Annotated in this window: 36 protein-coding genes; all 36 read right to left on the bottom strand. The window is 56.3% G+C overall.

Annotated elements, in window-relative coordinates:
- Positions 1–62: 62 nt before the first annotated feature.
- Complete coding sequence (ltrA, locus tag NPS58_RS06675) at positions 63–1,484, bottom strand: group II intron reverse transcriptase/maturase (protein ID WP_003253430.1); 1,422 nt, start codon at positions 1,482–1,484, stop codon at positions 63–65.
- Positions 1,485–1,957: 473 nt separating this feature from the next.
- Entirely contained in the window at positions 1,958–2,422 is a 465-nt protein-coding gene (gene bfr / locus NPS58_RS06670; RefSeq protein ID WP_028944474.1) for a bacterioferritin, read from the bottom strand.
- A gap of 155 nt (positions 2,423–2,577) precedes the next feature.
- Entirely contained in the window at positions 2,578–4,026 is a 1,449-nt protein-coding gene (locus tag NPS58_RS06665) for a catalase (RefSeq protein ID WP_274114519.1), read from the bottom strand.
- A 195-nt stretch (positions 4,027–4,221) separates the two neighbouring features.
- A complete protein-coding gene (gene ltrA, locus NPS58_RS06660) occupies positions 4,222–5,643 on the bottom strand; it encodes a group II intron reverse transcriptase/maturase (protein WP_003253430.1) in 1,422 nt (473 codons plus the stop codon).
- A gap of 477 nt (positions 5,644–6,120) precedes the next feature.
- Positions 6,121–6,507, bottom strand: coding sequence for a 50S ribosomal protein L17 (gene rplQ / locus NPS58_RS06655; RefSeq protein WP_002555463.1), 387 nt, complete (start codon positions 6,505–6,507; stop codon positions 6,121–6,123).
- 42 nt (positions 6,508–6,549) lie between these two features.
- Positions 6,550–7,551, bottom strand: coding sequence for a DNA-directed RNA polymerase subunit alpha (locus NPS58_RS06650; RefSeq protein ID WP_003186012.1), 1,002 nt, complete (start codon positions 7,549–7,551; stop codon positions 6,550–6,552).
- A 22-nt stretch (positions 7,552–7,573) separates the two neighbouring features.
- Positions 7,574–8,194 (bottom strand): 30S ribosomal protein S4, encoded by a 621-nt coding sequence (rpsD, locus tag NPS58_RS06645; protein WP_028944476.1) that lies wholly within the window; start codon positions 8,192–8,194, stop codon positions 7,574–7,576.
- A gap of 15 nt (positions 8,195–8,209) precedes the next feature.
- A complete protein-coding gene (gene rpsK, locus NPS58_RS06640) occupies positions 8,210–8,599 on the bottom strand; it encodes a 30S ribosomal protein S11 (protein WP_002555466.1) in 390 nt (129 codons plus the stop codon).
- 30 nt (positions 8,600–8,629) lie between these two features.
- Positions 8,630–8,986, bottom strand: a complete 357-nt coding sequence (gene rpsM / locus NPS58_RS06635) for a 30S ribosomal protein S13 (RefSeq protein WP_028944477.1) — start codon at positions 8,984–8,986, stop codon at positions 8,630–8,632.
- A gap of 131 nt (positions 8,987–9,117) precedes the next feature.
- A complete protein-coding gene (gene rpmJ / locus NPS58_RS06630) occupies positions 9,118–9,234 on the bottom strand; it encodes a 50S ribosomal protein L36 (protein ID WP_002555468.1) in 117 nt (38 codons plus the stop codon).
- Positions 9,235–9,262: 28 nt separating this feature from the next.
- On the bottom strand, positions 9,263–10,594 hold the full coding sequence (gene secY, locus NPS58_RS06625; protein WP_010220319.1) for a preprotein translocase subunit SecY: 1,332 nt from the start codon (positions 10,592–10,594) through the stop codon (positions 9,263–9,265).
- Positions 10,595–11,029 carry a 50S ribosomal protein L15 gene (gene rplO, locus NPS58_RS06620; protein WP_010220318.1) on the bottom strand — a complete coding sequence of 145 codons (435 nt, stop codon included), beginning with the start codon at positions 11,027–11,029 and terminating at the stop codon, positions 10,595–10,597.
- A 3-nt stretch (positions 11,030–11,032) separates the two neighbouring features.
- A complete protein-coding gene (gene rpmD, locus NPS58_RS06615) occupies positions 11,033–11,209 on the bottom strand; it encodes a 50S ribosomal protein L30 (protein ID WP_010220317.1) in 177 nt (58 codons plus the stop codon).
- Positions 11,210–11,211: 2 nt separating this feature from the next.
- The gene (gene rpsE / locus NPS58_RS06610; RefSeq protein ID WP_010220316.1) at positions 11,212–11,712 is read right to left on the bottom strand and encodes a 30S ribosomal protein S5; all 501 of its coding nucleotides are present in this window, start codon (positions 11,710–11,712) and stop codon (positions 11,212–11,214) included.
- 3 nt (positions 11,713–11,715) lie between these two features.
- Complete coding sequence (gene rplR / locus NPS58_RS06605) at positions 11,716–12,066, bottom strand: 50S ribosomal protein L18 (RefSeq protein ID WP_009397496.1); 351 nt, start codon at positions 12,064–12,066, stop codon at positions 11,716–11,718.
- A 10-nt stretch (positions 12,067–12,076) separates the two neighbouring features.
- Positions 12,077–12,610 carry a 50S ribosomal protein L6 gene (rplF, locus tag NPS58_RS06600; protein ID WP_028944479.1) on the bottom strand — a complete coding sequence of 178 codons (534 nt, stop codon included), beginning with the start codon at positions 12,608–12,610 and terminating at the stop codon, positions 12,077–12,079.
- 12 nt (positions 12,611–12,622) lie between these two features.
- Positions 12,623–13,015: a 30S ribosomal protein S8 gene (gene rpsH / locus NPS58_RS06595; RefSeq protein ID WP_010220313.1), complete on the bottom strand. Its 393-nt coding sequence runs from the start codon at positions 13,013–13,015 to the stop codon at positions 12,623–12,625.
- Positions 13,016–13,224: 209 nt separating this feature from the next.
- Positions 13,225–13,530, bottom strand: a complete 306-nt coding sequence (gene rpsN / locus NPS58_RS06590; protein WP_274114515.1) for a 30S ribosomal protein S14 — start codon at positions 13,528–13,530, stop codon at positions 13,225–13,227.
- A 13-nt stretch (positions 13,531–13,543) separates the two neighbouring features.
- Positions 13,544–14,083 carry a 50S ribosomal protein L5 gene (gene rplE / locus NPS58_RS06585; protein ID WP_028944480.1) on the bottom strand — a complete coding sequence of 180 codons (540 nt, stop codon included), beginning with the start codon at positions 14,081–14,083 and terminating at the stop codon, positions 13,544–13,546.
- A 20-nt stretch (positions 14,084–14,103) separates the two neighbouring features.
- Positions 14,104–14,418 carry a 50S ribosomal protein L24 gene (gene rplX / locus NPS58_RS06580; RefSeq protein WP_009397501.1) on the bottom strand — a complete coding sequence of 105 codons (315 nt, stop codon included), beginning with the start codon at positions 14,416–14,418 and terminating at the stop codon, positions 14,104–14,106.
- A gap of 11 nt (positions 14,419–14,429) precedes the next feature.
- A complete protein-coding gene (gene rplN, locus NPS58_RS06575) occupies positions 14,430–14,798 on the bottom strand; it encodes a 50S ribosomal protein L14 (RefSeq protein ID WP_002555479.1) in 369 nt (122 codons plus the stop codon).
- Positions 14,799–14,821: 23 nt separating this feature from the next.
- Entirely contained in the window at positions 14,822–15,088 is a 267-nt protein-coding gene (gene rpsQ, locus NPS58_RS06570; RefSeq protein ID WP_028944481.1) for a 30S ribosomal protein S17, read from the bottom strand.
- A gap of 2 nt (positions 15,089–15,090) precedes the next feature.
- Entirely contained in the window at positions 15,091–15,282 is a 192-nt protein-coding gene (gene rpmC / locus NPS58_RS06565; protein ID WP_002555481.1) for a 50S ribosomal protein L29, read from the bottom strand.
- Positions 15,282–15,695, bottom strand: coding sequence for a 50S ribosomal protein L16 (gene rplP, locus NPS58_RS06560; RefSeq protein WP_003255479.1), 414 nt, complete (start codon positions 15,693–15,695; stop codon positions 15,282–15,284). The genes rpmC and rplP overlap by 1 nt, the downstream gene beginning before the upstream one ends.
- Positions 15,696–15,707: 12 nt before the next feature.
- Positions 15,708–16,394: a 30S ribosomal protein S3 gene (gene rpsC / locus NPS58_RS06555; protein WP_010220308.1), complete on the bottom strand. Its 687-nt coding sequence runs from the start codon at positions 16,392–16,394 to the stop codon at positions 15,708–15,710.
- A 13-nt stretch (positions 16,395–16,407) separates the two neighbouring features.
- Positions 16,408–16,740, bottom strand: a complete 333-nt coding sequence (gene rplV / locus NPS58_RS06550) for a 50S ribosomal protein L22 (protein ID WP_003103908.1) — start codon at positions 16,738–16,740, stop codon at positions 16,408–16,410.
- An 11-nt stretch (positions 16,741–16,751) separates the two neighbouring features.
- Complete coding sequence (rpsS, locus tag NPS58_RS06545; RefSeq protein WP_002555486.1) at positions 16,752–17,027, bottom strand: 30S ribosomal protein S19; 276 nt, start codon at positions 17,025–17,027, stop codon at positions 16,752–16,754.
- Between the two features lie 16 nt (positions 17,028–17,043).
- Positions 17,044–17,868, bottom strand: coding sequence for a 50S ribosomal protein L2 (gene rplB, locus NPS58_RS06540; protein ID WP_028944482.1), 825 nt, complete (start codon positions 17,866–17,868; stop codon positions 17,044–17,046).
- 14 nt (positions 17,869–17,882) lie between these two features.
- Positions 17,883–18,182, bottom strand: a complete 300-nt coding sequence (gene rplW / locus NPS58_RS06535; RefSeq protein WP_010220306.1) for a 50S ribosomal protein L23 — start codon at positions 18,180–18,182, stop codon at positions 17,883–17,885.
- Positions 18,179–18,781 carry a 50S ribosomal protein L4 gene (rplD, locus tag NPS58_RS06530; protein ID WP_010220305.1) on the bottom strand — a complete coding sequence of 201 codons (603 nt, stop codon included), beginning with the start codon at positions 18,779–18,781 and terminating at the stop codon, positions 18,179–18,181. Before rplD ends, rplW begins: the two co-directional genes overlap by 4 nt.
- A 12-nt stretch (positions 18,782–18,793) precedes the next feature.
- On the bottom strand, positions 18,794–19,429 hold the full coding sequence (gene rplC, locus NPS58_RS06525) for a 50S ribosomal protein L3 (RefSeq protein WP_028944484.1): 636 nt from the start codon (positions 19,427–19,429) through the stop codon (positions 18,794–18,796).
- 81 nt (positions 19,430–19,510) lie between these two features.
- Positions 19,511–19,822, bottom strand: a complete 312-nt coding sequence (gene rpsJ, locus NPS58_RS06520; RefSeq protein WP_003186070.1) for a 30S ribosomal protein S10 — start codon at positions 19,820–19,822, stop codon at positions 19,511–19,513.
- A gap of 143 nt (positions 19,823–19,965) precedes the next feature.
- Positions 19,966–21,159, bottom strand: coding sequence for an elongation factor Tu (gene tuf, locus NPS58_RS06515; protein ID WP_105642145.1), 1,194 nt, complete (start codon positions 21,157–21,159; stop codon positions 19,966–19,968).
- A 30-nt stretch (positions 21,160–21,189) separates the two neighbouring features.
- Positions 21,190–23,322: an elongation factor G gene (gene fusA / locus NPS58_RS06510; RefSeq protein WP_274114511.1), complete on the bottom strand. Its 2,133-nt coding sequence runs from the start codon at positions 23,320–23,322 to the stop codon at positions 21,190–21,192.
- 30 nt (positions 23,323–23,352) lie between these two features.
- A complete protein-coding gene (rpsG, locus tag NPS58_RS06505) occupies positions 23,353–23,823 on the bottom strand; it encodes a 30S ribosomal protein S7 (protein ID WP_008089143.1) in 471 nt (156 codons plus the stop codon).
- A 120-nt stretch (positions 23,824–23,943) separates the two neighbouring features.
- Positions 23,944–24,315, bottom strand: a complete 372-nt coding sequence (rpsL, locus tag NPS58_RS06500; RefSeq protein ID WP_003186084.1) for a 30S ribosomal protein S12 — start codon at positions 24,313–24,315, stop codon at positions 23,944–23,946.
- Positions 24,316–24,373 lie beyond the last annotated feature (58 nt).

The following is a 24,373-nucleotide window of genomic DNA, read 5'->3' as shown; positions in this document are numbered from 1 at the left end:
GAGGCGGATTCACACCCGCCGTCCTCTCACACCACCGTGCGTACGGTTCCGTACACGGCGGTTCAGGTTACGCGGCTAAGCCGGTTAATCGTATCCAGTATCGAGACCAGCCCGAGCCGGTCCCACAGTTTCTTTGGCAGCGCGTAGTTCATATGTTGCGCTCCCGAATTCCACCATGGACCTCGGCCATTGAAGGCTGACTTGTTGGCACGCTCCTCGCTCAACCCCAGGCGCATCAAGTTTCTCAGCCTCGTGGGAGGCTGCTTCCATTGACGCCAGATGACGCAGCGGAGTTTGTGCCTGACCCAACCATCCAGTTCCTCAAGCGGCCGCTTGCTCTGGCTGAGCTTGAAGTAGCTAGCCCAGCCTCTCAGGACGGGGTTGATCCGCTCGATGACAGTCGCCATTTTGCGAGCCCGTACGCTGCGCAGCAGCATTCTGAGCCGGTCGCGTAAGCGGTCTAGGCTCATCCTTGCCACGCGCAGCCTTGGCTGCTGGTGCCAGCTTATCCCATAGCCTAGGTAGTCGCACTTCCACGCCCTTGCCACTTGGCTTTTCTTCCTGTTCACCGTCAGCTTCAGACGTTCTCTCAGGAAGCGCTCGACGCTGACCAACACCCGTTCGCCGGCCCGGGGACTGCGTACATAGATGTTCGCATCATCGGCATAACGTACGAAGCGATGGCCCCGTCGCTCCAGCTCGCGGTCGAGTTCGTCGAGCAGGATGTTCGACAGCAACGGCGAAAGCGGGCCGCCTTGCGGCGTCCCCTCCTGCCGTGGGCTGACGACACCGCCCGACATGATCCCGGCTTCAAGGTAGCGGCGGATAAGCCTGAGTACGCACTTGTCTTTGATCCGACGTTCGATGCAGGCCATGAGGATGTCGTGATTGACCCGATCGAAAAACTTCTCCAGATCGAGTTCCACGCACCAGCGGTGTCCCGCTGTCACATGAGCACGAGCCATCTCGATGGCTTGATGCGTACTTCTGCCCGGACGAAAACCATAGCTGTAGTCCGAGAACAGTGGGTCGAAGATAGGTGTGAGCTGCTGCTGCAGTGCTTGCTGGATCAGGCGATCCACGACGCTGGGGATTCCCAGTTGCCGTGTGCCGCCCTGCGGCTTGGGAATTTCAACCGCTCGCACTGCTTGGGGCTGGTATTCACCGGCCAGTAACCTGGCCTTGAGGGTTGGCCAATACTGTCTCACGTAGCCCGCCAAGTCAGCAACCGTCATGCCATCGGCACCCGGTGCTCCCTTGTTGCTGACCACGCGTTGATACGCACGTCTGAGGTTGGCCGGTGCAAGCACCCGCTCCATCAGCGTGTCCGGCTCCGCGTTCGTCCACGTCACGGACGCCGTCGATACCTTTGCACTGTCAGGCGTCACCCTCGGCTTCTGGCCGGAGCTCGGGATGACAGTTTCCGCTGTGGGAAATTTCTGCATTACGGTTACCAACGAGACGGCGACGCCTACTGGCGGCATAACCTGTTCGGCCCTTGGTGGCGCGGTTAACCGCCACTTACTACGGCTTCGGCTGACTTCTGCACGCTCATCCCGTCGCCTTTCGACGCGCGGTAGCACAATGGCAAACGTACAGATCTCCCAGGGTAATTCGCGCGACCTTCCTGCTTATGCCTGTCGGATCTACGTCACAGCGTTCCGTGCAAGTATTGGGCTTTGGCGATTTGTGCCACCTCACCCCGCTGTGCCGCCTCTATCCGCTTCCTGTTCGTCAGGCCAGCATTTTGCCTCGGGCTTCCTTCAGATTCGCGGTCACCCGCGACACCCTTGCCTCCGGCTAACACTTCCCCTTGCCGGGTGTGTAGAGGACTTTCACCTCCAAGTCACCCGCTTGGCCACCACAGCCAAGCGGGTTGCGCTTACGCGCAACGCGCCATGCCTGGCGCACACAAAAAAGCCCCGCACTGGCGGGGCTTCTTTTTGTTCCAAGAAAATTACATCTGCGATTGCAGGTAATTCTCCAAGCCAATCGACTTGATCAGGCCCTGCTGCTTTTCCAGCCAGTAGGTGTGATCTTCTTCGGTGTCGGCCAACTGCAGGCGCAGGATGTCGCGACTGATGTAATCCTTGTGCAGCTCGCACAGCTCGATCCCTTTGCACAACGCAGCGCGGACCTTGTACTCCAGGCGCAGGTCGGCAGCGATCATGTCGGGTACGGTAGCGCCGACATCGAGATCGTCAGGACGCATACGCGGGGTACCTTCAAGCATGAGGATGCGACGCATCAGGGCATCGGCGTGTTGCGCCTCTTCTTCCATCTCGTGGTTGATACGCTCGTAGAGCTTGCTCAAGCCCCAGTCTTCGTACATCCGCGAATGAATGAAGTATTGGTCGCGTGCCGCCAGTTCGCCCGTCAGCAACGTGTTGAGATAATCGATTACGTCCGGGTGACCTTGCATCGCCCTGCCTCTCCCTGTTTGAAAGTCTTAGTTTGAACCAGGATGATCGCGGGGTCACTGAGATTTACGCAATAAAGTGGAAAAAAGTCGGTAAACGGTAGTGATATTCATTGAAAAACCGCCCAAATGAGGGCGGTTCTGTTTATCACTTCGACTTAGGCGAGTTTTATGCCCAATGCGTTGGCAATCCCGTCGCCATAGGCCGGATCAGCCTTGAAGAAGTGTTGCAACTGGCGCTGAACTACATCCTCGGATACGCCTGCCATGGCGCCGGCAATGTTGCTGATCAGAAGAGCCTTCTGATCGTCGTTCATCAACCGGAACAGTGCACCGGCATGGCTGTAGTAGTCGGTGTCTTCACGGTGATCGTAGCGATCGGCAACGCCGTTGAGCGCAAGTGGGGGCTCCGCGAACTGCGGTGCTTGTTTCGGGGCGTTGGCGTAGCTGTTTGGCTCATAGTTCGGCGCCGCGCCACCATTGCTGCCAAATGCCATGGCTCCATCGCGCTGGTAGCTGTTGACCGGACTACGTGGGGCGTTTACCGGCAGTTGCTGATGGTTGGTACCAACCCGGTAGCGATGAGCGTCTGCATAGGCGAATACGCGCCCCTGGAGCATGCGGTCTGGTGAAAGGCCGACACCTGGCACCATGTTGCTTGGGCCGAACGCTGCCTGCTCGACCTCTGCAAAGTAGTTGAGCGGGTTGCGGTTGAGCTCCAGCTCACCGATTTCGATCAGCGGGTAATCCTTCTGCGACCAGGTCTTGGTAACGTCGAAAGGGTTCTCATCGCGGGAAGCTGCTTCTTCTTCACTCATGACCTGGATGCAGACCGCCCACTTGGGGAAGTCACCGCGCTCGATGGCTTCGAACAGATCGCGTTGAGCGTAGTCAGGGTCGGTGCCTGCCAGGCGTGCAGCCTCAGCCGGAGCCAGGTTCTTGATCCCCTGCTTGGTCTTGAAATGCCACTTGACCCACGTGCGCTCACCCTGAGCATTAATCAGGCTGTAAGTGTGGCTGCCAAAGCCGTGCATGTGACGGTAACCATCCGGAATACCACGGTCGGAGAACAGAATGGTGACCTGGTGCAGGGCTTCAGGCGAATGCGACCAGAAATCCCACATCATCTGTGCGCTCTTCAGGTTGCTTTGTGGCAGGCGCTTCTGGGTATGGATAAAGTCTGGAAACTTGAGCGGGTCACGAATGAAGAATACGGGGGTGTTGTTGCCAACAATGTCCCAGTTACCTTCTTCGGTGTAGAACTTCAGGGCGAAACCGCGCGGATCTCGCTCAGTGTCGGCCGAGCCACGCTCACCGCCGACGGTGGAAAAACGCAGGAAGGTCTCGGTCTGCTTGCCGACAGTGCTGAACAGTTTGGCGCAACTGTACTGGGTGATGTCACGGGTTACCGTGAAGGTGCCGTAAGCCCCCGAACCTTTGGCATGCACGCGACGCTCAGGAATGTTCTCGCGGTTGAAATGCGCGAGCTTCTCGATCAGGTGGAAATCGTCCAGCAACAACGGGCCTCTCGGGCCTGCCGAGCGCGAATTCTGGTTGTCGGCGACTGGCGCTCCGCTAGCGGTGGTCAGTATTGTCTTCTGGCTCATGCTCTATCTCCCTATCGGTCTTGAACGGCCGGCTAATCGGCTTGGGATTGAGTATCGACCAGTACTATGACAACACCAAATTCATTACATGACTCAGATCAATAGATTAATACAATACGTGCAGATCGAGTAGGAGGCGGATTCACACCCGCCGTCCTCTCACACCACCGTGCGTACGGTTCCGTACACGGCGGTTCAGGTTACGCGGCTAAGCCGGTTAATCGTATCCAGTATCGAGACCAGCCCGAGCCGGTCCCACAGTTTCTTTGGCAGCGCGTAGTTCATATGTTGCGCTCCCGAATTCCACCATGGACCTCGGCCATTGAAGGCTGACTTGTTGGCACGCTCCTCGCTCAACCCCAGGCGCATCAAGTTTCTCAGCCTCGTGGGAGGCTGCTTCCATTGACGCCAGATGACGCAGCGGAGTTTGTGCCTGACCCAACCATCCAGTTCCTCAAGCGGCCGCTTGCTCTGGCTGAGCTTGAAGTAGCTAGCCCAGCCTCTCAGGACGGGGTTGATCCGCTCGATGACAGTCGCCATTTTGCGAGCCCGTACGCTGCGCAGCAGCATTCTGAGCCGGTCGCGTAAGCGGTCTAGGCTCATCCTTGCCACGCGCAGCCTTGGCTGCTGGTGCCAGCTTATCCCATAGCCTAGGTAGTCGCACTTCCACGCCCTTGCCACTTGGCTTTTCTTCCTGTTCACCGTCAGCTTCAGACGTTCTCTCAGGAAGCGCTCGACGCTGACCAACACCCGTTCGCCGGCCCGGGGACTGCGTACATAGATGTTCGCATCATCGGCATAACGTACGAAGCGATGGCCCCGTCGCTCCAGCTCGCGGTCGAGTTCGTCGAGCAGGATGTTCGACAGCAACGGCGAAAGCGGGCCGCCTTGCGGCGTCCCCTCCTGCCGTGGGCTGACGACACCGCCCGACATGATCCCGGCTTCAAGGTAGCGGCGGATAAGCCTGAGTACGCACTTGTCTTTGATCCGACGTTCGATGCAGGCCATGAGGATGTCGTGATTGACCCGATCGAAAAACTTCTCCAGATCGAGTTCCACGCACCAGCGGTGTCCCGCTGTCACATGAGCACGAGCCATCTCGATGGCTTGATGCGTACTTCTGCCCGGACGAAAACCATAGCTGTAGTCCGAGAACAGTGGGTCGAAGATAGGTGTGAGCTGCTGCTGCAGTGCTTGCTGGATCAGGCGATCCACGACGCTGGGGATTCCCAGTTGCCGTGTGCCGCCCTGCGGCTTGGGAATTTCAACCGCTCGCACTGCTTGGGGCTGGTATTCACCGGCCAGTAACCTGGCCTTGAGGGTTGGCCAATACTGTCTCACGTAGCCCGCCAAGTCAGCAACCGTCATGCCATCGGCACCCGGTGCTCCCTTGTTGCTGACCACGCGTTGATACGCACGTCTGAGGTTGGCCGGTGCAAGCACCCGCTCCATCAGCGTGTCCGGCTCCGCGTTCGTCCACGTCACGGACGCCGTCGATACCTTTGCACTGTCAGGCGTCACCCTCGGCTTCTGGCCGGAGCTCGGGATGACAGTTTCCGCTGTGGGAAATTTCTGCATTACGGTTACCAACGAGACGGCGACGCCTACTGGCGGCATAACCTGTTCGGCCCTTGGTGGCGCGGTTAACCGCCACTTACTACGGCTTCGGCTGACTTCTGCACGCTCATCCCGTCGCCTTTCGACGCGCGGTAGCACAATGGCAAACGTACAGATCTCCCAGGGTAATTCGCGCGACCTTCCTGCTTATGCCTGTCGGATCTACGTCACAGCGTTCCGTGCAAGTATTGGGCTTTGGCGATTTGTGCCACCTCACCCCGCTGTGCCGCCTCTATCCGCTTCCTGTTCGTCAGGCCAGCATTTTGCCTCGGGCTTCCTTCAGATTCGCGGTCACCCGCGACACCCTTGCCTCCGGCTAACACTTCCCCTTGCCGGGTGTGTAGAGGACTTTCACCTCCAAGTCACCCGCTTGGCCACCACAGCCAAGCGGGTTGCGCTTACGCGCAACGCGCCATGCCTGGCGCACACACAAAAAACCGGGCACTAGGCCCGGTTCCTTGTTACAGACTGTTCGTCTTACTCAGCAGCTTCTACCGAGCCACCGACAGGACGATCAACCAGCTCGACGTACGCCATAGGTGCGTTATCGCCAGCGCGGAAACCGCACTTGAGGATACGCAGGTAGCCGCCCTGACGGGTGGCATAGCGCTTGCCCAGATCGTTGAACAGCTTGCCGACGATTTCTTTCGAACGGGTACGGTCGAAAGCCAGGCGACGGTTAGCTACGCTGTCTTCCTTGGCCAGGGTGATCAGCGGCTCGGCAACGCGGCGCAGTTCCTTGGCTTTTGGCAGGGTAGTTTTGATCAGCTCGTGCTCGAACAGCGACACCGCCATGTTCTGGAACATAGCCTTGCGGTGAGAGCTGGTACGGCTCAGGTGACGTCCACTTTTACGATGACGCATGATTCATTCCTTACCAAACACTACGTTCGGTGATTACGACGATCAGGCAGTCGCCTTGTCGTCTTTCTTAAGACTTGCAGGCGGCCAGTTGTCGAGGCGCATGCCGAGGGACAGACCACGGGAGGCCAGAACGTCCTTGATTTCAGTCAGGGACTTCTTGCCCAGGTTCGGAGTCTTCAACAGTTCTACTTCGGTGCGCTGAATCAGATCGCCGATGTAGTAAATGTTCTCCGCCTTAAGGCAGTTGGCCGAACGCACGGTCAATTCCAGATCGTCAACCGGACGAAGCAGGATCGGATCGATCTCGTCTTCCTGTTCGACTACCACAGGTTCGCTGTCACCTTTGAGGTCGACGAACGCAGCCAGCTGCTGTTGCAGGATGGTTGCAGCACGACGGATAGCCTCTTCAGGATCCAGAGTACCGTTGGTTTCCAGATCAATTACCAGCTTGTCCAGGTTGGTACGCTGCTCGACACGGGCGTTTTCCACCACGTATGCGATACGGCGAACTGGGCTGAACGAAGAGTCGAGCTGCAAGCGACCAATGCTGCGGCTTTCGTCTTCATCGCTCTGACGCGAATCGGCCGGTTCATAACCACGACCACGAGCTACGGTGAGCTTCATGTTCAGGGCGCCGTTGGACGCCAGGTTAGCGATTACGTGATCGGGATTAACGATCTCGACATCATGATCCAGCTGAATATCGGCAGCGGTAACCACCCCCGAACCCTTTTTCGACAAGGTCAGCGTAACTTCGTCACGACCGTGCAGTTTGATAGCCAGGCCTTTCAGGTTCAACAGGATTTCAATGACATCTTCCTGTACACCTTCGATTGCCGAGTACTCGTGGAGTACACCGTCAATCTCGGCCTCGACTACTGCACAGCCAGGCATGGAGGACAACAGGATGCGGCGCAGCGCGTTGCCCAGGGTATGGCCAAAGCCACGCTCGAGAGGCTCGAGCGTGATTTTAGCGCGGGTTGGACTGACGACCTGCACATCGATATGGCGGGGCGTCAGGAACTCATTTACCGAAATCTGCATGGATGCACCTATTTTCTAGCCCTTACTTGGAGTAGAGCTCGACAATCAGGCTTTCGTTGATGTCGGCGGACAGGTCGCTGCGAGCAGGAACGTTCTTGAAAACGCCCGACTTCTTAGCAGCATCCACATCTACCCACTCAACGCGGCCACGCTGGGCGCACAGTTCAAGGGCTTGAACAATGCGCAGCTGGTTCAGCGACTTCTCGCGAACCGCGACCACGTCACCCGGACGAACTTGGTAGGACGGAACGTTTACAGTCTTGCCGTTTACGCTGATCGCTTTGTGCGAAACCAGCTGACGGGATTCGGCACGAGTAGCGCCAAAGCCCATGCGATAAACGACGTTATCCAGACGGCATTCGAGCAATTGCAGCAGGTTCTCGCCGGTAGCACCCTTCTTGGAGGCTGCTTCCTTGTAGTAACCGCTGAACTGACGCTCGAGAACGCCATAGATGCGACGTACTTTTTGCTTCTCACGCAGCTGGGTGCCGTAGTCGGACTGACGACCACGACGCTGACCGTGGATACCTGGGGCTGCTTCGATGTTGCACTTCGATTCCAGAGCGCGAACGCCGCTCTTCAGGAACAGATCGGTGCCTTCACGACGAGACAGTTTGCATTTTGGACCAATGTAACGTGCCATTTATCTGTCTCCTGATTACACGCGGCGCTTCTTCGGCGGACGGCACCCGTTATGCGGGATTGGCGTCACGTCGGTGATGCTGGCGATCTTATAGCCACAACCGTTCAAAGCACGAACAGCGGACTCACGACCTGGACCTGGACCCTTGACGTTGACGTCGAGGTTCTTCAGACCATATTCCAGCGCAGCTTGACCAGCACGCTCAGCAGCTACTTGAGCAGCGAACGGGGTGGACTTGCGGGAACCGCGGAAACCCGAACCGCCGGAGGTAGCCCAGGACAGAGCGTTACCTTGACGATCGGTGATGGTCACGATGGTGTTGTTAAAAGACGCGTGGATGTGGGCGATGCCATCAACCACTGTCTTTTTGACTTTTTTACGAGGACGAGCAGCAGGTTTTGCCATTTCTAAATTCCTGTCGATTCGCTGGTGCGATTACTTGCGGATCGGCTTACGCGGGCCCTTACGGGTACGCGCGTTGGTCTTGGTACGCTGACCGCGTACTGGCAGACCCCGACGATGACGCAGGCCGCGGTAGCAACCCAGGTCCATCAACCGCTTGATTTTCATGTTGATGTCACGACGCAGATCACCTTCGGTGATGTACTTCGCAACTTCAGTACGCAGCGATTCAACCTGCTCGTCGCTCAGATCCTTGATCTTAGCGGCTGGGTTGACCCCAGTCTCTACACAGATTTTCTGTGCAGTAGTGCGACCAACACCATAGATGTAGGTCAGCGAGATAACAGTGTGCTTGTTATCTGGAATGTTGACGCCTGCAATACGGGCCATTCAGTGGGACTCCAATTGACAGCTACCTACGCCCCGGAAGCCAAGAAATAGGGCGCGAGATAATATCGCTGTAGAAACAAATAATCAACCCAGCAGCGCACTAGCTGCTGGGTTTGAAGCGCAGATCACACTCAGCCTTGGCGCTGCTTGTGACGTGGTTCCGCACTGCAAATTACTCGAACAACACCTTCGCGGCGAATAATTTTGCAGTTACGGCACAGCTTTTTCACCGATGCACGAACTTTCATCACCAACTCCTCGAACCTTAAGGGTCTCTCAGCGCAGCAAACCGCTGCCGCCGTAGCCTTTCAGGTTGGCTTTCTTCATCAGGGATTCGTACTGGTGCGAAACGAGGTGCGATTGTACTTGGGACATGAAGTCCATCACAACCACTACCACAATCAGCAACGAGGTCCCGCCAAGGTAGAACGGAACGTTTGCCGCAACCACCAGGAACTGGGGAAGCAGACAGACGGCCGTCATATAAAGAGCACCGAACATGGTCAAGCGGGTCAGAACGCCATCAATGTAGCGCGCCGACTGCTCACCTGGACGGATACCCGGAATAAAGGCACCGGACTTCTTCAGGTTCTCCGCTACGTCTTTCGGATTGAACATCAACGCCGTATAGAAGAAGCAGAAGAAAATAATCCCTGCACTAAACAGCAGAATATTCAACGGCTGACCAGGAGCGATCGACTGCGAGATGTCCTGCAACCAGCCCATACCTTCGGACTGACCGAACCAGGCACCCAGCGAAGCCGGGAACAGCAAGATGCTGCTCGCGAAAATGGCAGGAATAACACCCGCCATGTTCACTTTCAGCGGCAAGTGGCTAGTCTGCGCAGCGAAGACCTTACGGCCCTGCTGACGCTTGGCGTAGTGAACGGCGATACGACGCTGACCACGCTCAATGAACACCACGAAACCGATAATCGCTACTGCCAGCAAACCGATAGCGACCAGAGCGAAAATGTTGATATCGCCCGTACGTGCAGACTCGAAAGACTGCCCGATTGCTCTCGGAAGACCGGCGACGATACCTGCGAAGATCAACATCGAGATACCGTTGCCTACACCGCGCTCCGTGATCTGCTCACCCAGCCACATCATGAACATCGCGCCAGCCACAAACGTGGATACCGCAACGAAATGGAAGCCAAAATCAGCAGAAAACGCCACGCCCTGACCGGCCAGACCAATGGACATGCCAATGGCCTGGACCAGCGCCAGGATTACGGTGCCGTAGCGGGTGTACTGGCTGATCTTGCGACGGCCAGCTTCACCTTCCTTCTTCAACTGCTCCAGCTGCGGGCTGACGGCGGTCATCAGTTGCATGATGATCGATGCCGAAATGTACGGCATGATCCCCAGTGCAAAGATGCTCATCCGTTCCAGCGCGCCGCCGGAAAACATGTTGAACAAGCTAAGAATGGTCCCCTCATTCTGTCGAAACAGTTCCGCCAGCCGGTCCGGATTGATACCTGGAACTGGGATGTGTGCGCCTATCCGATAGACGATGATCGCCAGAAACAGAAAACGCAGACGAGCCCAAAGTTCAGACATCCCGCCTTTGCCGAGCGAAGAGAGAGCACCTTGCTTAGCCATTTATTCCTCGAACTTGCCGCCAGCTGCTTCGATAGCCGCACGCGCACCTTTGGTGGCTGCGATACCCTTGATGGTGACCGCGCGAGTAACTTCGCCCGACAGCATGATTTTCACACGCTGTACGTTCTGGTTAATCACGTTGGCATCCTTCAAGGATTGCACGGTGACAACGTCGCCTTCCACTTTGGCCAGTTCGGACAGACGCACTTCTGCGCGGTCCATGGCTTTCAGGGAAACGAAGCCGAACTTCGGCAGACGACGGTGCAGCGGCTGTTGACCGCCTTCAAAGCCTGGAGCGATGGTGCCACCGGAGCGGGAGGTTTGACCTTTGTGACCACGGCCACCAGTCTTACCCAAACCACTACCGATACCACGACCCGGACGATGCTTCTCGCGACGGGAACCCGGCGCTGGACTCAGATCATTGAGTTTCATCGATTAACCCTCGACGCGCAGCATGTAGTAAGCCTTGTTGATCATCCCGCGGTTCTCGGGAGTATCCAGGACTTCTACAGTGTGACCGATGCGGCGCAGACCCAGACCCTTAACACACAGCTTGTGGTTAGGGAGACGGCCGGCGGTGCTTTTGATCAGCGTAACTTTAACGGTAGCCATGATCAGCGGATCTCCTCAACGCTCTTGCCGCGCTTGGCAGCAATGGACTCAGGAGATTGCATAGCCTTCAGACCCTTGAAAGTGGCGTGAACCACGTTTACTGGGTTGGTCGAGCCATAGCACTTGGCCAGGACGTTCTGAACGCCAGCAACTTCCAGGACGGCACGCATAGCGCCACCGGCGATGATACCGGTACCTTCGGAGGCAGGCTGCATGTACACCTTCGACGCGCCATGGGCGGACTTGGTGGCGTACTGCAGGGTGGTGCCGTTCAGGTCAACCTGAATCATGTTGCGACGAGCAGCTTCCATGGCTTTCTGGATCGCAGCAGGTACTTCGCGCGACTTGCCACGGCCGAAGCCGACACGACCTTTACCATCACCAACCACGGTCAACGCGGTGAAGGTGAAGATACGGCCGCCTTTTACGGTTTTGGCAACGCGGTTAACTTGAACCAGCTTCTCGATGTAGCCTTCGTCGCGCTTTTGATCGTTATTTGCCATAACTTAGAACTCCAGCCCGCCTTCACGAGCAGCATCAGCCAGCGCCTTGACGCGGCCGTGGTACTTGAAGCCGGAACGGTCAAAGGCAACTTGAGATACACCGGCGGCTTTCGCGCGCTCAGCTACCAGCTTGCCAACCTTAGTGGCCGCGTCGATGTTGCCGGTGGCGCCATCACGCAGTTCTTTGTCCAAAGTCGAGGCGCTGGCCAGGACTTTGCTGCCGTCGGCCGAAATGACCTGGGCATAGATGTGCTGCGAGGAGCGGAACACGCAGAGACGCACGACTTCGAGTTCGTGCATTTTCAGGCGTGCTTTGCGAGCGCGACGCAGTCGAGTAACTTTTTTGTCGGTCATTTGCTAGGCCCTACTTCTTCTTGGCTTCTTTACGACGGACGACTTCGTCCGCGTAACGCACACCCTTGCCTTTGTACGGCTCTGGTGGACGGAAGTCGCGGATTTCAGCGGCCACCTGACCTACCAGCTGCTTGTCGATACCCTTGATCAGGATATCGGTCTGGCTTGGGGTCTCAGCGGTGATACCTGCCGGCAGTTCGTAATCCACTGGATGCGAGAAGCCGAGCGCCAGGTTCAGCACGGTGCCTTTGGCTTGTGCTTTGTAACCAACACCGACCAGCTGGAGCTTACGCTCGAAGCCTTGGCTTACGCCTTGGACCATGTTGTTTACCAGGGCACGGGTAGTACCGGCCATAGCGCGGGTTTGTTGATCGCCATTGCGAGCAGCAAAACGCAGCTCACCGGCTTCTTCAATCACTTCTACGGACGAGTGAACGTTCAGTTCGAGAGTGCCCTTGGCACCCTTCACCGAAAGCTGCTGGCCGACGAATTTTACTTCGACACCGGCTGGCAGCTTAACGGGGTTCTTAGCGACGCGAGACATGCTTATCCCCCCTTAGAACACTGTGCAGAGAACTTCGCCGCCGACACCGGCAGCGCGCGCAGCACGATCAGTCATCACACCTTTGTTGGTGGAGACGATAGACACGCCCAGACCGCCACGTACTTTCGGCAGTTCTTCGACGGACTTGTACTGACGCAGGCCTGGACGACTTACGCGCTTGACTTCCTCGATGACCGGACGGCCTTCGAAGTATTTCAGCTCGATGGAAAGCGATGGTTTTACTTCGCTGCTGACCTGATAGCCAGCGATGTAACCTTCGTCTTTCAGAACTTTGGCTACCGCAACCTTCAGAGTCGACGAAGGCATGCTTACGACGGACTTTTCAGCCATCTGGGCATTACGGATGCGAGTTAGCATGTCCGCTAACGGGTCCTGCATACTCATGGGCTAGACGCTCCTGATACAAGAAAAATTAGCCTCTCGGCTACTACAGTCGCCTGAACGCGCAGGGTCAAAAAACCCGGGCTCAGGAGAGCCGGTCATTCTAGACAGATCCCAGAAACGAAACAAGCCCCAGAAGGGGCTTGTTTCGATGCAATGTCACCGGTGGTCGGAAGATTGCTCTTCCGCCACCTGGACGCTGCCGGTACGTCTTACCAGCTGGCTTTAACCAGACCTGGAACGTCACCGCGCATTGCTGCTTCACGCAGCTTGTTACGGCCGAGGCCGAACTTGCGGTAAACGCCGTGTGGACGACCGGTGATGCGGCAGCGGTTACGCAGGCGCGAGGCGCTAGCGTCACGTGGCTGCTTCTGCAGAGCTACGACAGCGGTAAAACGCTCTTCTGGAGTTGCTTCCAGGTTAACGATGGTCGCTTTCAGCTCGGCACGCTTCTTGGCGTACTTGGCAACAGTGAGCTGACGCTTCAGCTCACGGTTTTTCATGCTCTTCTTGGCCATTTTCCTACTCCAATCAGTTGCGGAACGGGAATTTGAAAGCACGCAGCAAAGCGCGGCCTTCGTCATCGTTCTTGGCAGTGGTGGTCAGGGTAATGTCCAGACCGCGCAGAGCATCGATCTTGTCGTAGTCGATTTCCGGGAAAATGATCTGCTCTTTCACGCCCATGCTGTAGTTGCCACGACCATCGAAGGACTTGGCATTCAGGCCGCGGAAGTCGCGAACCCGAGGCAGGGAGATCGCCAGCAGGCGGTCCAGGAATTCATACATACGATCACGGCGCAGAGTAACTTTAACGCCGATCGGCCAGCCCTCACGGACTTTGAAGCCCGCGATGGATTTCCGAGCGAAAGTCACAACGGCTTTCTGACCGGTGATCTTCTCCAGGTCAGCAACAGCGTGCTCGATGACTTTTTTGTCGCCGACAGCTTCGCCCAGACCCATGTTCAGGGTGATCTTGGTAACGCGCGGAACTTCCATCACGTTCGCCAGCTTAAGTTCTTCCTTAAGCTTGGGAGCAATTTCCTTCCGGTAAATCTCTTTCAGTCGTGCCATGGTCTTCTACCTAGCAGTGTTCAAGCATCAACCGCTTTTTGGGTCGACTTGAAGACACGAATTTTCTTGCCGTCTTCTACTTTGAAACCAACGCGGTCAGCCTTGTTGGTTTCGCCGTTGAAAATGGCGACGTTGGAAGCGTGCAGTGGCGCTTCTTTCTCGACGATACCGCCTTGTACGCCCGACATCGGGTTAGGCTTGGTATGACGCTTCACCAGGTTGATCCCACCAACGACCAGACGGTCGTCAGCGAGAACCTTGAGCACCTTACCGCGCTTACCTTTGTCTTTGCCGGCGATCACGATGATCTCGTCGTCACGACGAATCTTTTGCATGTCGGATCTCCTTACAGCACTTCTGGGGCGAGCGAGACGATCTTCATGAACTTCTCAGTACGAAGTTCACGGGTCACTGGCCCAAAGATACGGGTGCCGATCGGCTCTTGCTTGTTGTTCAGCAGAACAGCAGCATTGCCATCAAAGCGGATGATGGAGCCGTCAGCACGACGGACACCGTGGCGAGTGCGGACTACAACAGCAGTCATCACTTGGCCTTTCTTCACTTTACCGCGCGGAATTGCTTCCTTGACGGTTACCTTGATGATGTCACCGATGCCGGCGTAACGGCGGTGCGAACCGCCGAGAACCTTGATGCACATGACGCGACGAGCGCCGCTGTTATCGGCCACATCGAGCATGGATTGAGTCTGAATCATAAAATTTCTCCGACCCTTAGCCCTTAGACTTCAACAGCGCGTTCGAGAACTTCAACCAGTGCCCAAGCTTTGGTCTTGGCCAGCGGACGAGTCTCACGGATGGAGACCTTGTCGCCGATATGGCACTGATTGGTTTCGTCGTGCGCGTGCAGCTTAGTCGAACGCTTAACGTATTTACCGTAGATCGGGTGCTTTACGCGACGCTCGATCAGTACGGTGATGGTTTTGTCCATCTTGTCGCTGACGACACGGCCAGTCAGCGTACGGACGGTTTTTTCAGCTTCAGCCATGATTACTTACCTGCCTGCTGGTTGAGCACAGTTTTCACGCGAGCGATGTCACGCTTAACTTGCGAGAGCAGGTGCGACTGCCCCAACTGGCCAGTTGCTTTCTGCATACGCAGATTGAACTGGTCGCGCAGCAAGCCGAGCAGTTGCTCGTTCAGCTGCTGTGCTGATTTTTCACGAAGTTCATTCGCTTTCATCACATCACCGTCCGCTTAACAAAGGAGGTGGCGAGAGGCAGCTTTGCAGCCGCCAAGGCGAAAGCCTCACGCGCCAGCTCTTCAGAAACACCCTCGATCTCGTACAGGACTTTGCCTGGCTGGATCTGGGCAACCCAGTACTCCACGGAACCTTTACCTTTACCCATCCGCACTTCGAGAGGCTTCTTGGAGATCGGCTTGTCCGGGAACACACGGATCCAGATCTTACCGCCACGTTTTACGTGACGAGTCAGGGCACGACGTGCCGATTCGATCTGGCGAGCGGTGAGACGACCGCGAGCAACAGCTTTCAGAGCAAACTCGCCGAAGCTAACTTTGCTACCGCGCAGTGCCAGACCACGGTTGTGGCCAGTCATCTGCTTGCGGAATTTTGTACGCTTTGGTTGCAACATTTGGCGTACCCCTTACTTAGCAGCTTTTTTACGAGGCGCTGGTGCTTGTGGTTTCAGTTCTTCTTGGCGACCACCAATAACTTCGCCTTTGAAAATCCAAACCTTCACACCGATCACACCGTAAGTGGTGTGAGCTTCGTAAGTGGCATAGTCGATGTCAGCACGCAGGGTGTGCAGCGGCACACGACCTTCGCGATACCATTCAGTACGTGCGATTTCAGCACCACCGAGACGACCGCTCACCTGGATCTTGATGCCTTTGGCACCAATGCGCATGGCGTTCTGTACGGCGCGCTTCATGGCGCGACGGAACATCACACGACGCTCCAGCTGCTGAGCTACGCTCTGAGCTACCAGCATACCGTCGAGTTCCGGCTTGCGGATCTCTTCGATATTGATGTGCACAGGCACACCCATTTGCTTGGTCAGGTCCTGACGCAGTTTTTCAACATCCTCACCTTTCTTCCCGATAACGATACCTGGACGAGCGGTGTGGATGGTGATGCGTGCAGTTTGAGCCGGGCGATGGATATCGATACGGCTAACGGACGCGCTTTTTAGTTTGTCTTGGAGGTACTCACGCACATTCAGATCTGCGAGCAAATAGTCCGCATAAGTCCGACCGTCTGCGTACCAGACGGAGGTGTGCTCCTTGACGATTCCCAGGCGAATGCCAGTGGGATGTACTTTCTGACCCATCTGATCGACTCCGTTACTTGTCCGCAACCTTGACAGTGATATGGCAAGACCGCTTGACGATGCGATCAGCGCGGCCTTTGGCACGCGGCATGATGCGCTTCAGCGAACGCCCTTCGTTGACGAAAACGGTGGAGACCTTCAGGTCATCAACGTCTGCGCCTTCGTTATGCTCGGCGTTGGCTACGGCCGACTCGAGGACTTTTTTCATGATTTCAGCGGCTTTTTTGCTGCTGAAAGCCAACAGGTTGAGCGCTTCGCCCACCTTCTTCCCGCGGATCTGGTCGGCGACCAAGCGGGCTTTCTGGGCGGAGATTCGAGCGCCCGACAACTTAGCGGCTACTTCCATTTCCTTACCCCTTAACGCTTGGCTTTCTTGTCAGCCACGTGCCCACGATAAGTGCGGGTACCGGCAAACTCGCCCAGTTTATGGCCGACCATGTCTTCGTTCACGAGAACTGGGACGTGTTGGCGACCGTTGTGTACCGCGATGGTCAGACCGACCATTTGTGGCAGGATCATCGAACGACGCGACCAGGTCTTAACTGGTTTGCGATCGTTCTTTTCCGCCGCCACTTCGATCTTCTTCAGTAGGTGAAGATCGATAAAAGGACCTTTTTTCAGAGAACGTGGCACTGTCGTATCCCTCTATTTACTTGCGACGACGGACGATCATGTTGTCGGTACGCTTATTACCACGAGTCTTCGCGCCCTTAGTCGGGAAGCCCCATGGCGATACCGGATGACGACCACCGGAGGTACGACCTTCACCACCACCATGTGGGTGGTCAACCGGGTTCATGGCAACACCACGAACGGTTGGGCGAACGCCACGCCAGCGTTTGGCACCAGCTTTACCCAGCGAACGCAGGCTGTGCTCGGAGTTCGAGACTTCACCCAGGGTCGCACGGCATTCAGCCAGGACTTTACGCATCTCGCCGGAGCGCAGACGAACGGTCACGTAGACGCCTTCGCGAGCGATCAGCTGAGCCGAGGCACCAGCGGAACGAGCGATTTGTGCACCTTTGCCCGGCTTCAGTTCGATGCCGTGAATGGTGCTACCCACTGGAATGTTGCGCAGTTGCAGGGAGTTACCTGGCTTGATTGGAGCCAGTGCACCCGCGATCAGCTGGTCGCCAGCACTCACGCCTTTAGGGGCGATGATGTAGCGGCGCTCGCCGTCTGCGTAGCAGAGCAGTGCGATGTGAGCAGTACGGTTTGGATCGTATTCGATACGCTCGACAGTGGCGACGATGCCATCTTTGTCGTTGCGACGGAAATCGACCATACGGTAATGCTGCTTATGACCACCGCCTACGTGACGAGTAGTGATGCGGCCATTGTTGTTACGACCACCAGACTTCGACTTCTTCTCGAGCAGCGGTGCGTGAGGAGCGCCTTTGTGCAGCTCCTTGTTGACCACCTTGACCACGAAACGGCGGCCAGGGGAAGTCGGTTTGCATTTAACGATTGCCATGATGCACCCCTTCCTTACTCAGCACTGCTGCTGAAATCGAGATCTTGGCCTGGCTGAAGGGAGACGATCGCCTTCTTCCAGTCATTGCGCTTGCCCAGACCACGTGCGGTACGCTTGGTTTTACCCAGAACGTTTACAGTCGACACGTTTTCGACTTTTACGCCGAACAGGCCTTCGACAGCTTTCTTGATTTCCAGCTTGGTTGCATCAGTAGCAACCTTGAATACGAACTGGCCTTTTTTCTCAGCCAGAACGGTAGCCTTCTCGGAAACATGCGGGCCAAGGAGGACTTTAAATACGCGTTCCTGGTTCATCCCAGCAGCTCCTCGAATTTCTTCACGGCCGACACAGTGATCAACACTTTGTCGTATGCGATCAGACTGACCGGATCGGAACCCTGTACGTCACGTACATCGACGTGCGGCAGGTTGCGAGCAGCCAGGTACAGATTCTGATCAACAGCGTCAGAAACGATCAGTACGTCGCTCAGACCCATGCCGTTCAGCTTGTTCAGCAGGTCTTTGGTTTTCGGCGCTTCAACAGCGAAGTCCTGAACCACGACCAGACGGTCGGTACGCACCAGCTCAGCGAGGATGGAACGCATTGCTGCGCGGTACATCTTCTTGTTGAGCTTCTGCGAGTGGTCTTGAGGACGAGCTGCGAAAGTGGTACCGCCGCCACGCCAGATTGGGCTACGGATAGTACCGGCACGAGCACGACCAGTACCTTTCTGACGCCATGGGCGCTTACCGCCACCAGCAACGTCGGAACGGGTTTTCTGCTGCTTGGTGCCCTGACGGCCGCCGGCCATGTAGGCCACGACTGCTTGGTGAACCAGCGTCTCGTTGAATTCGCCACCGAAAGTCAGTTCGGAAACTTCGATCGCTTGAGCGTCATTTACATTTAGTTGCATGTCAGCTTCCCCTTAACCGCGAGCCTTGGCAGCCGGACGCACAACCAGATCACCGCCAGTAGCGCCAGGAACGGCACCCTTGACCAGCAACAGATTGCGTTCAGCGTCGACGCGCACTACTTCCAGGGACTGAACGGTCACGCGCTCGGCGCCCATATGACCGGACATTTTTTTGCCCTTGAATACACGACCAGGAGTCTGGCACTGGCCGATAGAGCCCGGGACGCGGTGGGAAACGGAGTTACCGTGGGTATTATCTTGACCGCGGAAATTCCAACGCTTGATGGTACCGGCAAAGCCTTTACCTTTCGACTGACCGGTAACATCTACCATTTGGCCAGCAGCGAAGATTTCTGCATTGATCAAGTCGCCAGCCTGGTAGTCGCCTTCTTCAAGACGGAACTCCCAGACACCGCGACCAGCGGCAACGTTCGCTTTAGCGAAGTGACCTGCTTGAGCAGCAGTCACACGCGAAGCACGACGCTCACCAACAGTGACCTGCACTGCACGGTAGCCATCAGTTTCTTCGGTTTTGAACTGGGTGACGCGATTCGGCTCGATCTCAATGACCGTGACCGGAATGGAGACACCTTCTTCGGTGAAAATGCGGGTCATACCGCACTTACGACCGACTACACCAATAGTCATGTTGTAAACCTCATGAGTGTACGGGGCTTTCACCCGCTATGGCCGCCCATTTCAGAGCGTTACACGACTAAGACCCGAGTCTTAGCCGAGGCTGATCTGCACTTCCACACCTGCCGCAAGATCAAGCTTCATAAGAGCATCAACGGTTTTATCCGTTGGCTGGACGATGTCCAGAACGCGCTTATGAGTACGGATCTCGTACTGGTCACGCGCGTCTTTGTTGACGTGCGGGGAGACCAGAACGGTGAACCGCTCTTTACGAGTAGGCAGTGGAATTGGACCACGCACTTGAGCACCAGTACGTTTCGCGGTTTCCACGATTTCCTGGGTGGATTGGTCGATCAGGCGATGGTCGAAAGCCTTCAACCTGATACGGATTTGCTGATTTTGCATTGGATTTCAGACTCCAGGCTGCTATTCCCACCGGGCGCACTACGCCCGTTAAAAGGAGGCGTGATTCTATAGACGCCCCTATTGGGTGTCAACCCAATAAAAAAAGCCCCCGCTGAGCGGGGGCTTTTTCAACCTATCGAGAATTACTCGATGATTTTGGCTACGACGCCAGCGCCGACGGTACGACCGCCTTCACGGATAGCGAAACGCAGACCATCTTCCATTGCGATGGTTTTGATCAGAGTGACAGTCATCTGGATGTTGTCACCTGGCATTACCATTTCAACGCCTTCTGGCAGCTCGCAGTTACCGGTCACGTCAGTAGTACGGAAGTAGAACTGTGGACGGTAGCCTTTGAAGAACGGAGTATGACGGCCGCCTTCTTCCTTGCTCAGAACGTAAACTTCTGCGGTGAACTTGGTGTGCGGCTTAACCGAACCTGGCTTAACCAGAACCTGACCACGCTCAACGTCGTCACGCTTGGTACCACGCAGCAGAACGCCACAGTTCTCGCCAGCACGACCTTCGTCCAGCAGCTTGCGGAACATCTCAACACCGGTGCAGGTGGTGGTGGTGGTGTCACGCAGACCAACGATTTCCAGGGCGTCCTGAACGCGGACGATACCACGCTCGATACGACCGGTAACTACGGTACCACGACCCGAGATCGAGAATACGTCTTCGATTGGCATCAGGAACGGCTTGTCGATAGCACGCTCTGGCTCTGGGATGTAGCTGTCCAGAGTTTCAACCAGGCGCTTGACAGCGGTGGTACCCATTTCGTTGTCGTCTTTGCCTTCCAGCGCCATACGAGCCGAACCGATGATGATCGGAGTGTCGTCGCCTGGGAAGTCATAGGTGGACAGCAGGTCGCGAACTTCCATCTCAACCAGTTCCAGCAGCTCAGCGTCGTCTACCAGGTCAGCCTTGTTCAGGAAGACCACGATGTACGGAACGCCAACCTGACGGGACAGCAGGATGTGCTCACGGGTTTGTGGCATCGGACCATCGGCGGCCGAGCAAACCAGGATCGCGCCGTCCATCTGGGCAGCACCGGTGATCATGTTCTTCACGTAGTCAGCGTGACCTGGGCAGTCAACGTGAGCGTAGTGACGAATGTTCGAGTTGTACTCGACGTGCGCGGTGTTGATGGTAATACCGCGAGCTTTCTCTTCTGGAGCGCTGTCGATCTTGTCGAATTCGACGACGGCCGAACCGAAAACTTCGGAGCAGACGCGAGTCAGAGCTGCGGTCAGAGTGGTTTTACCGTGGTCAACGTGACCGATGGTGCCAACGTTGACGTGCGGAAGGGAACGATCAAATTTTTCTTTAGCCACGACAGTGAACCTCTTGCCTAAAGGGCTGGATTAGCCTTGTTTTTTAACGAGTGCTTCGACGATATTCGACGGAGCTTCGGCGTATTTGGAGAATTCCATGGAGTAGCTCGCGCGACCCTGAGACATGGAACGAACGTCGGTTGCATAACCGAACATCTCTCCGAGCGGAACTTCAGCACGGACAACCTTGCCGGACACCGAATCTTCCATACCCTGGATCAGACCACGACGACGGTTCAGGTCACCCATCACGTCACCCATGTAGTCCTCAGGAGTAACAACTTCTACCTTCATGATCGGCTCAAGCACTTTACCGCCGCCTTTGGCAGCCAGCTGCTTGGTCGCCATGGAGGCCGCCACCTTAAACGCCATCTCGTTGGAGTCGACGTCGTGGTAGGAACCATCAAACACGGTAGCCTTCAGGCCGATCAGCGGATAGCCGGCAACAATGCCGTTCTTCATCTGCTCTTCGATACCCTTCTGGATCGCCGGGATGTATTCCTTAGGAACCACACCACCTACAACCTCGTTGGTGAATTCCAGGCCTTCGGTGATGTTGCCCTTGTCGTCCACTGTTGGCTGCGAGAAGCGAATCCAGCAGTGACCGAACTGACCGCGACCACCGGACTGACGAACGAACTTACCTTCGATCTCGACGTTGTCCTTGGTGATCTGCTCGCGGTAGGAAACCTGCGGCTTACCGATGTTGGCTTCGACGTTGAATTCGCGCTTCATGCGGTCAACGAGGATGTCCAGGTGAAGCTCGCCCATACCCGAGATAATGGTCTGACCGGTTTCTTCGTCAGTCTTGACGCGGAACGACGGGTCTTCCTGGGCCAGCTTGCCCAGTGCGATACCCATCTTCTCCTGGTCTTGCTTGGTTTTCGGCTCTACAGCTACCGAAATTACCGGCTCAGGGAAGTCCATACGCTCGAGGATGACTGGCTTGTCGGCGTTGCACAGGGTGTCACCAGTGGTGACGTCCTTCATGCCGATCAGCGCAGCGATGTCGCCCGCGAGAACTTCTTTGATTTCTTCACGCTGGTTGGCGTGCATTTGCACCATACGACCAACGCGCTCTTTCTTGCCCTTTACCGAGTTGATCACGGAGTCGCCAGACTGCAGCATGCCCGAGTAAACGCGCACGAAAGTCAGGGTACCCACGAACGGGTCAGTAGCAATCTTGAACGCCAGAGCCGAGAACGGCTCGCTGTCGTCGGCGTGACGCTCGATTTTCGGAGCGTTTTCGTCGTCGACGTGGTCCGGGTGGATACCCTGAATCGCAGGGATCTCGGTCGGAGCCGGCAGGAAGTCGATGACAGCATCGAGAACCAGAGGAACGCCCTTGTTCTTGAAGGAAGAACCGCAGACAGCCGGAACGATCTCGCTGGCCAGGGTGCGCGCACGCAGACCGGCTTTGATTTCTTCGACGCTCAGCTCACCTTCTTCAAGGTATTTGTTCATCAGCTCTTCGTTGGCTTCAGCAGCGGCTTCGACCATATTGGCGCGCCACTCGTTAGCCAGGTCCAGCATATCGGCAGGAATTTCTTCCTCGCGATAAGTGGTGCCCTTGTCGTCGTCGTTCCAGTAGATAGCCTTCATCTTGATCAGATCGACCTGACCCTGGAAGTTATCTTCCGAACCGATGGCCAGCTGAACAGGAACCGGGGTGTGACCCAGGCGGTTCTTGATCTGACCTACGACGCGCAGGAAGTTGGCACCAGCACGGTCCATCTTGTTCACGTAAACAACACGTGGAACACCGTACTTGTTGGCCTGACGCCATACGGTTTCGGACTGAGGCTCAACGCCGGAGGTGCCACAGAACACAACGACCGCGCCGTCGAGTACGCGCAGCGAACGTTCTACTTCAATAGTGAAGTCAACGTGGCCAGGGGTATCGATGACGTTTACGCGGTAGTTGTCGTACTGGCCACGGGAACCTTTCCAGAAGGTGGTAACAGCAGCGGAGGTAATGGTAATACCCCGCTCCTGCTCCTGCACCATCCAGTCGGTGGTCGCGGCGCCGTCATGCACCTCGCCCATCTTGTGGCTCAGACCTGTGTAGAACAGGATCCGCTCGGTAGTGGTAGTTTTGCCCGCGTCAACGTGCGCGCAAATACCAATGTTACGGTAGCGGTTGATTGGTGTAGTACGAGCCATAGAGCCCTCGCAAAAATAGTGATGCCAGAATTAGAAGCGGTAGTGCGAGAAAGCCTTGTTGGCTTCGGCCATACGGTGTACATCTTCACGCTTCTTGACTGCAGCACCTTTGCCTTCAGCGGCATCCAGCAGCTCGCCAGCCAGGCGCAGAGCCATGGACTTCTCGCCACGCTTGCGGGCGTAGTCTACCAACCAGCGCATTGCCAGGGCGTTACGACGGGATGGACGAACTTCAACAGGAACCTGGTAAGTGGCACCGCCAACACGGCGCGACTTAACTTCGACCAGCGGAGCGATGGCGTCGAGAGCTTTCTCGAAGATTTCCAGGGGATCGCTGTTCTTGCGTTCTTTCACCTTGTCCAACGCACCGTAAACGATACGCTCGGCAACGGCTTTCTTGCCGCTTTCCATTACGTGGTTCATGAACTTGGCGAGGATCTGGCTTCCGTATTTTGGATCGTCCAGAATCTCACGCTTGGCTGCTACACGACGTCTTGGCATTGATAAGCCCTCAAACGGTCTTCAGGTTAGCCCGGGACAGTTGACCCAAAGGGTGCGTGCCCGACCTTACTCTTATCGACTCAATAAAATGAATATCTGCAAACTGCTGCAAACGGCCGATTACTTCGGACGCTTGGTACCGTACTTCGAACGACCTTGGTTACGACCTTTAACACCGGAGGTATCCAGGGAGCCGCGAACGGTGTGGTAACGAACACCTGGCAAGTCTTTTACACGACCGCCGCGGATCAGTACGACGCTGTGCTCTTGCAGGTTGTGGCCTTCACCACCGATGTACGAGGAAACCTCGAAACCGTTGGTCAGACGCACACGGCATACTTTACGCAGTGCCGAGTTAGGTTTTTTCGGCGTAGTGGTGTACACACGGGTGCACACGCCACGACGTTGCGGGCAGTTCTGCAGCGCAGGAACGTCGGATTTCTCGACGATACGCTTACGCGGCTGACGTACCAGCTGGTTGATAGTTGCCATCTACTAGCTCCACTGTTGTCTTGCGACGCTATTGTCTTGCAAGAAAAGCAAAAATTGG

The organism is Pseudomonas putida, assembly GCF_028682455.1.
Taxonomy (GTDB): domain Bacteria; phylum Pseudomonadota; class Gammaproteobacteria; order Pseudomonadales; family Pseudomonadaceae; genus Aquipseudomonas; species Aquipseudomonas putida_AA.
This window is presented reverse-complemented; position numbering and strand designations above follow the sequence as displayed.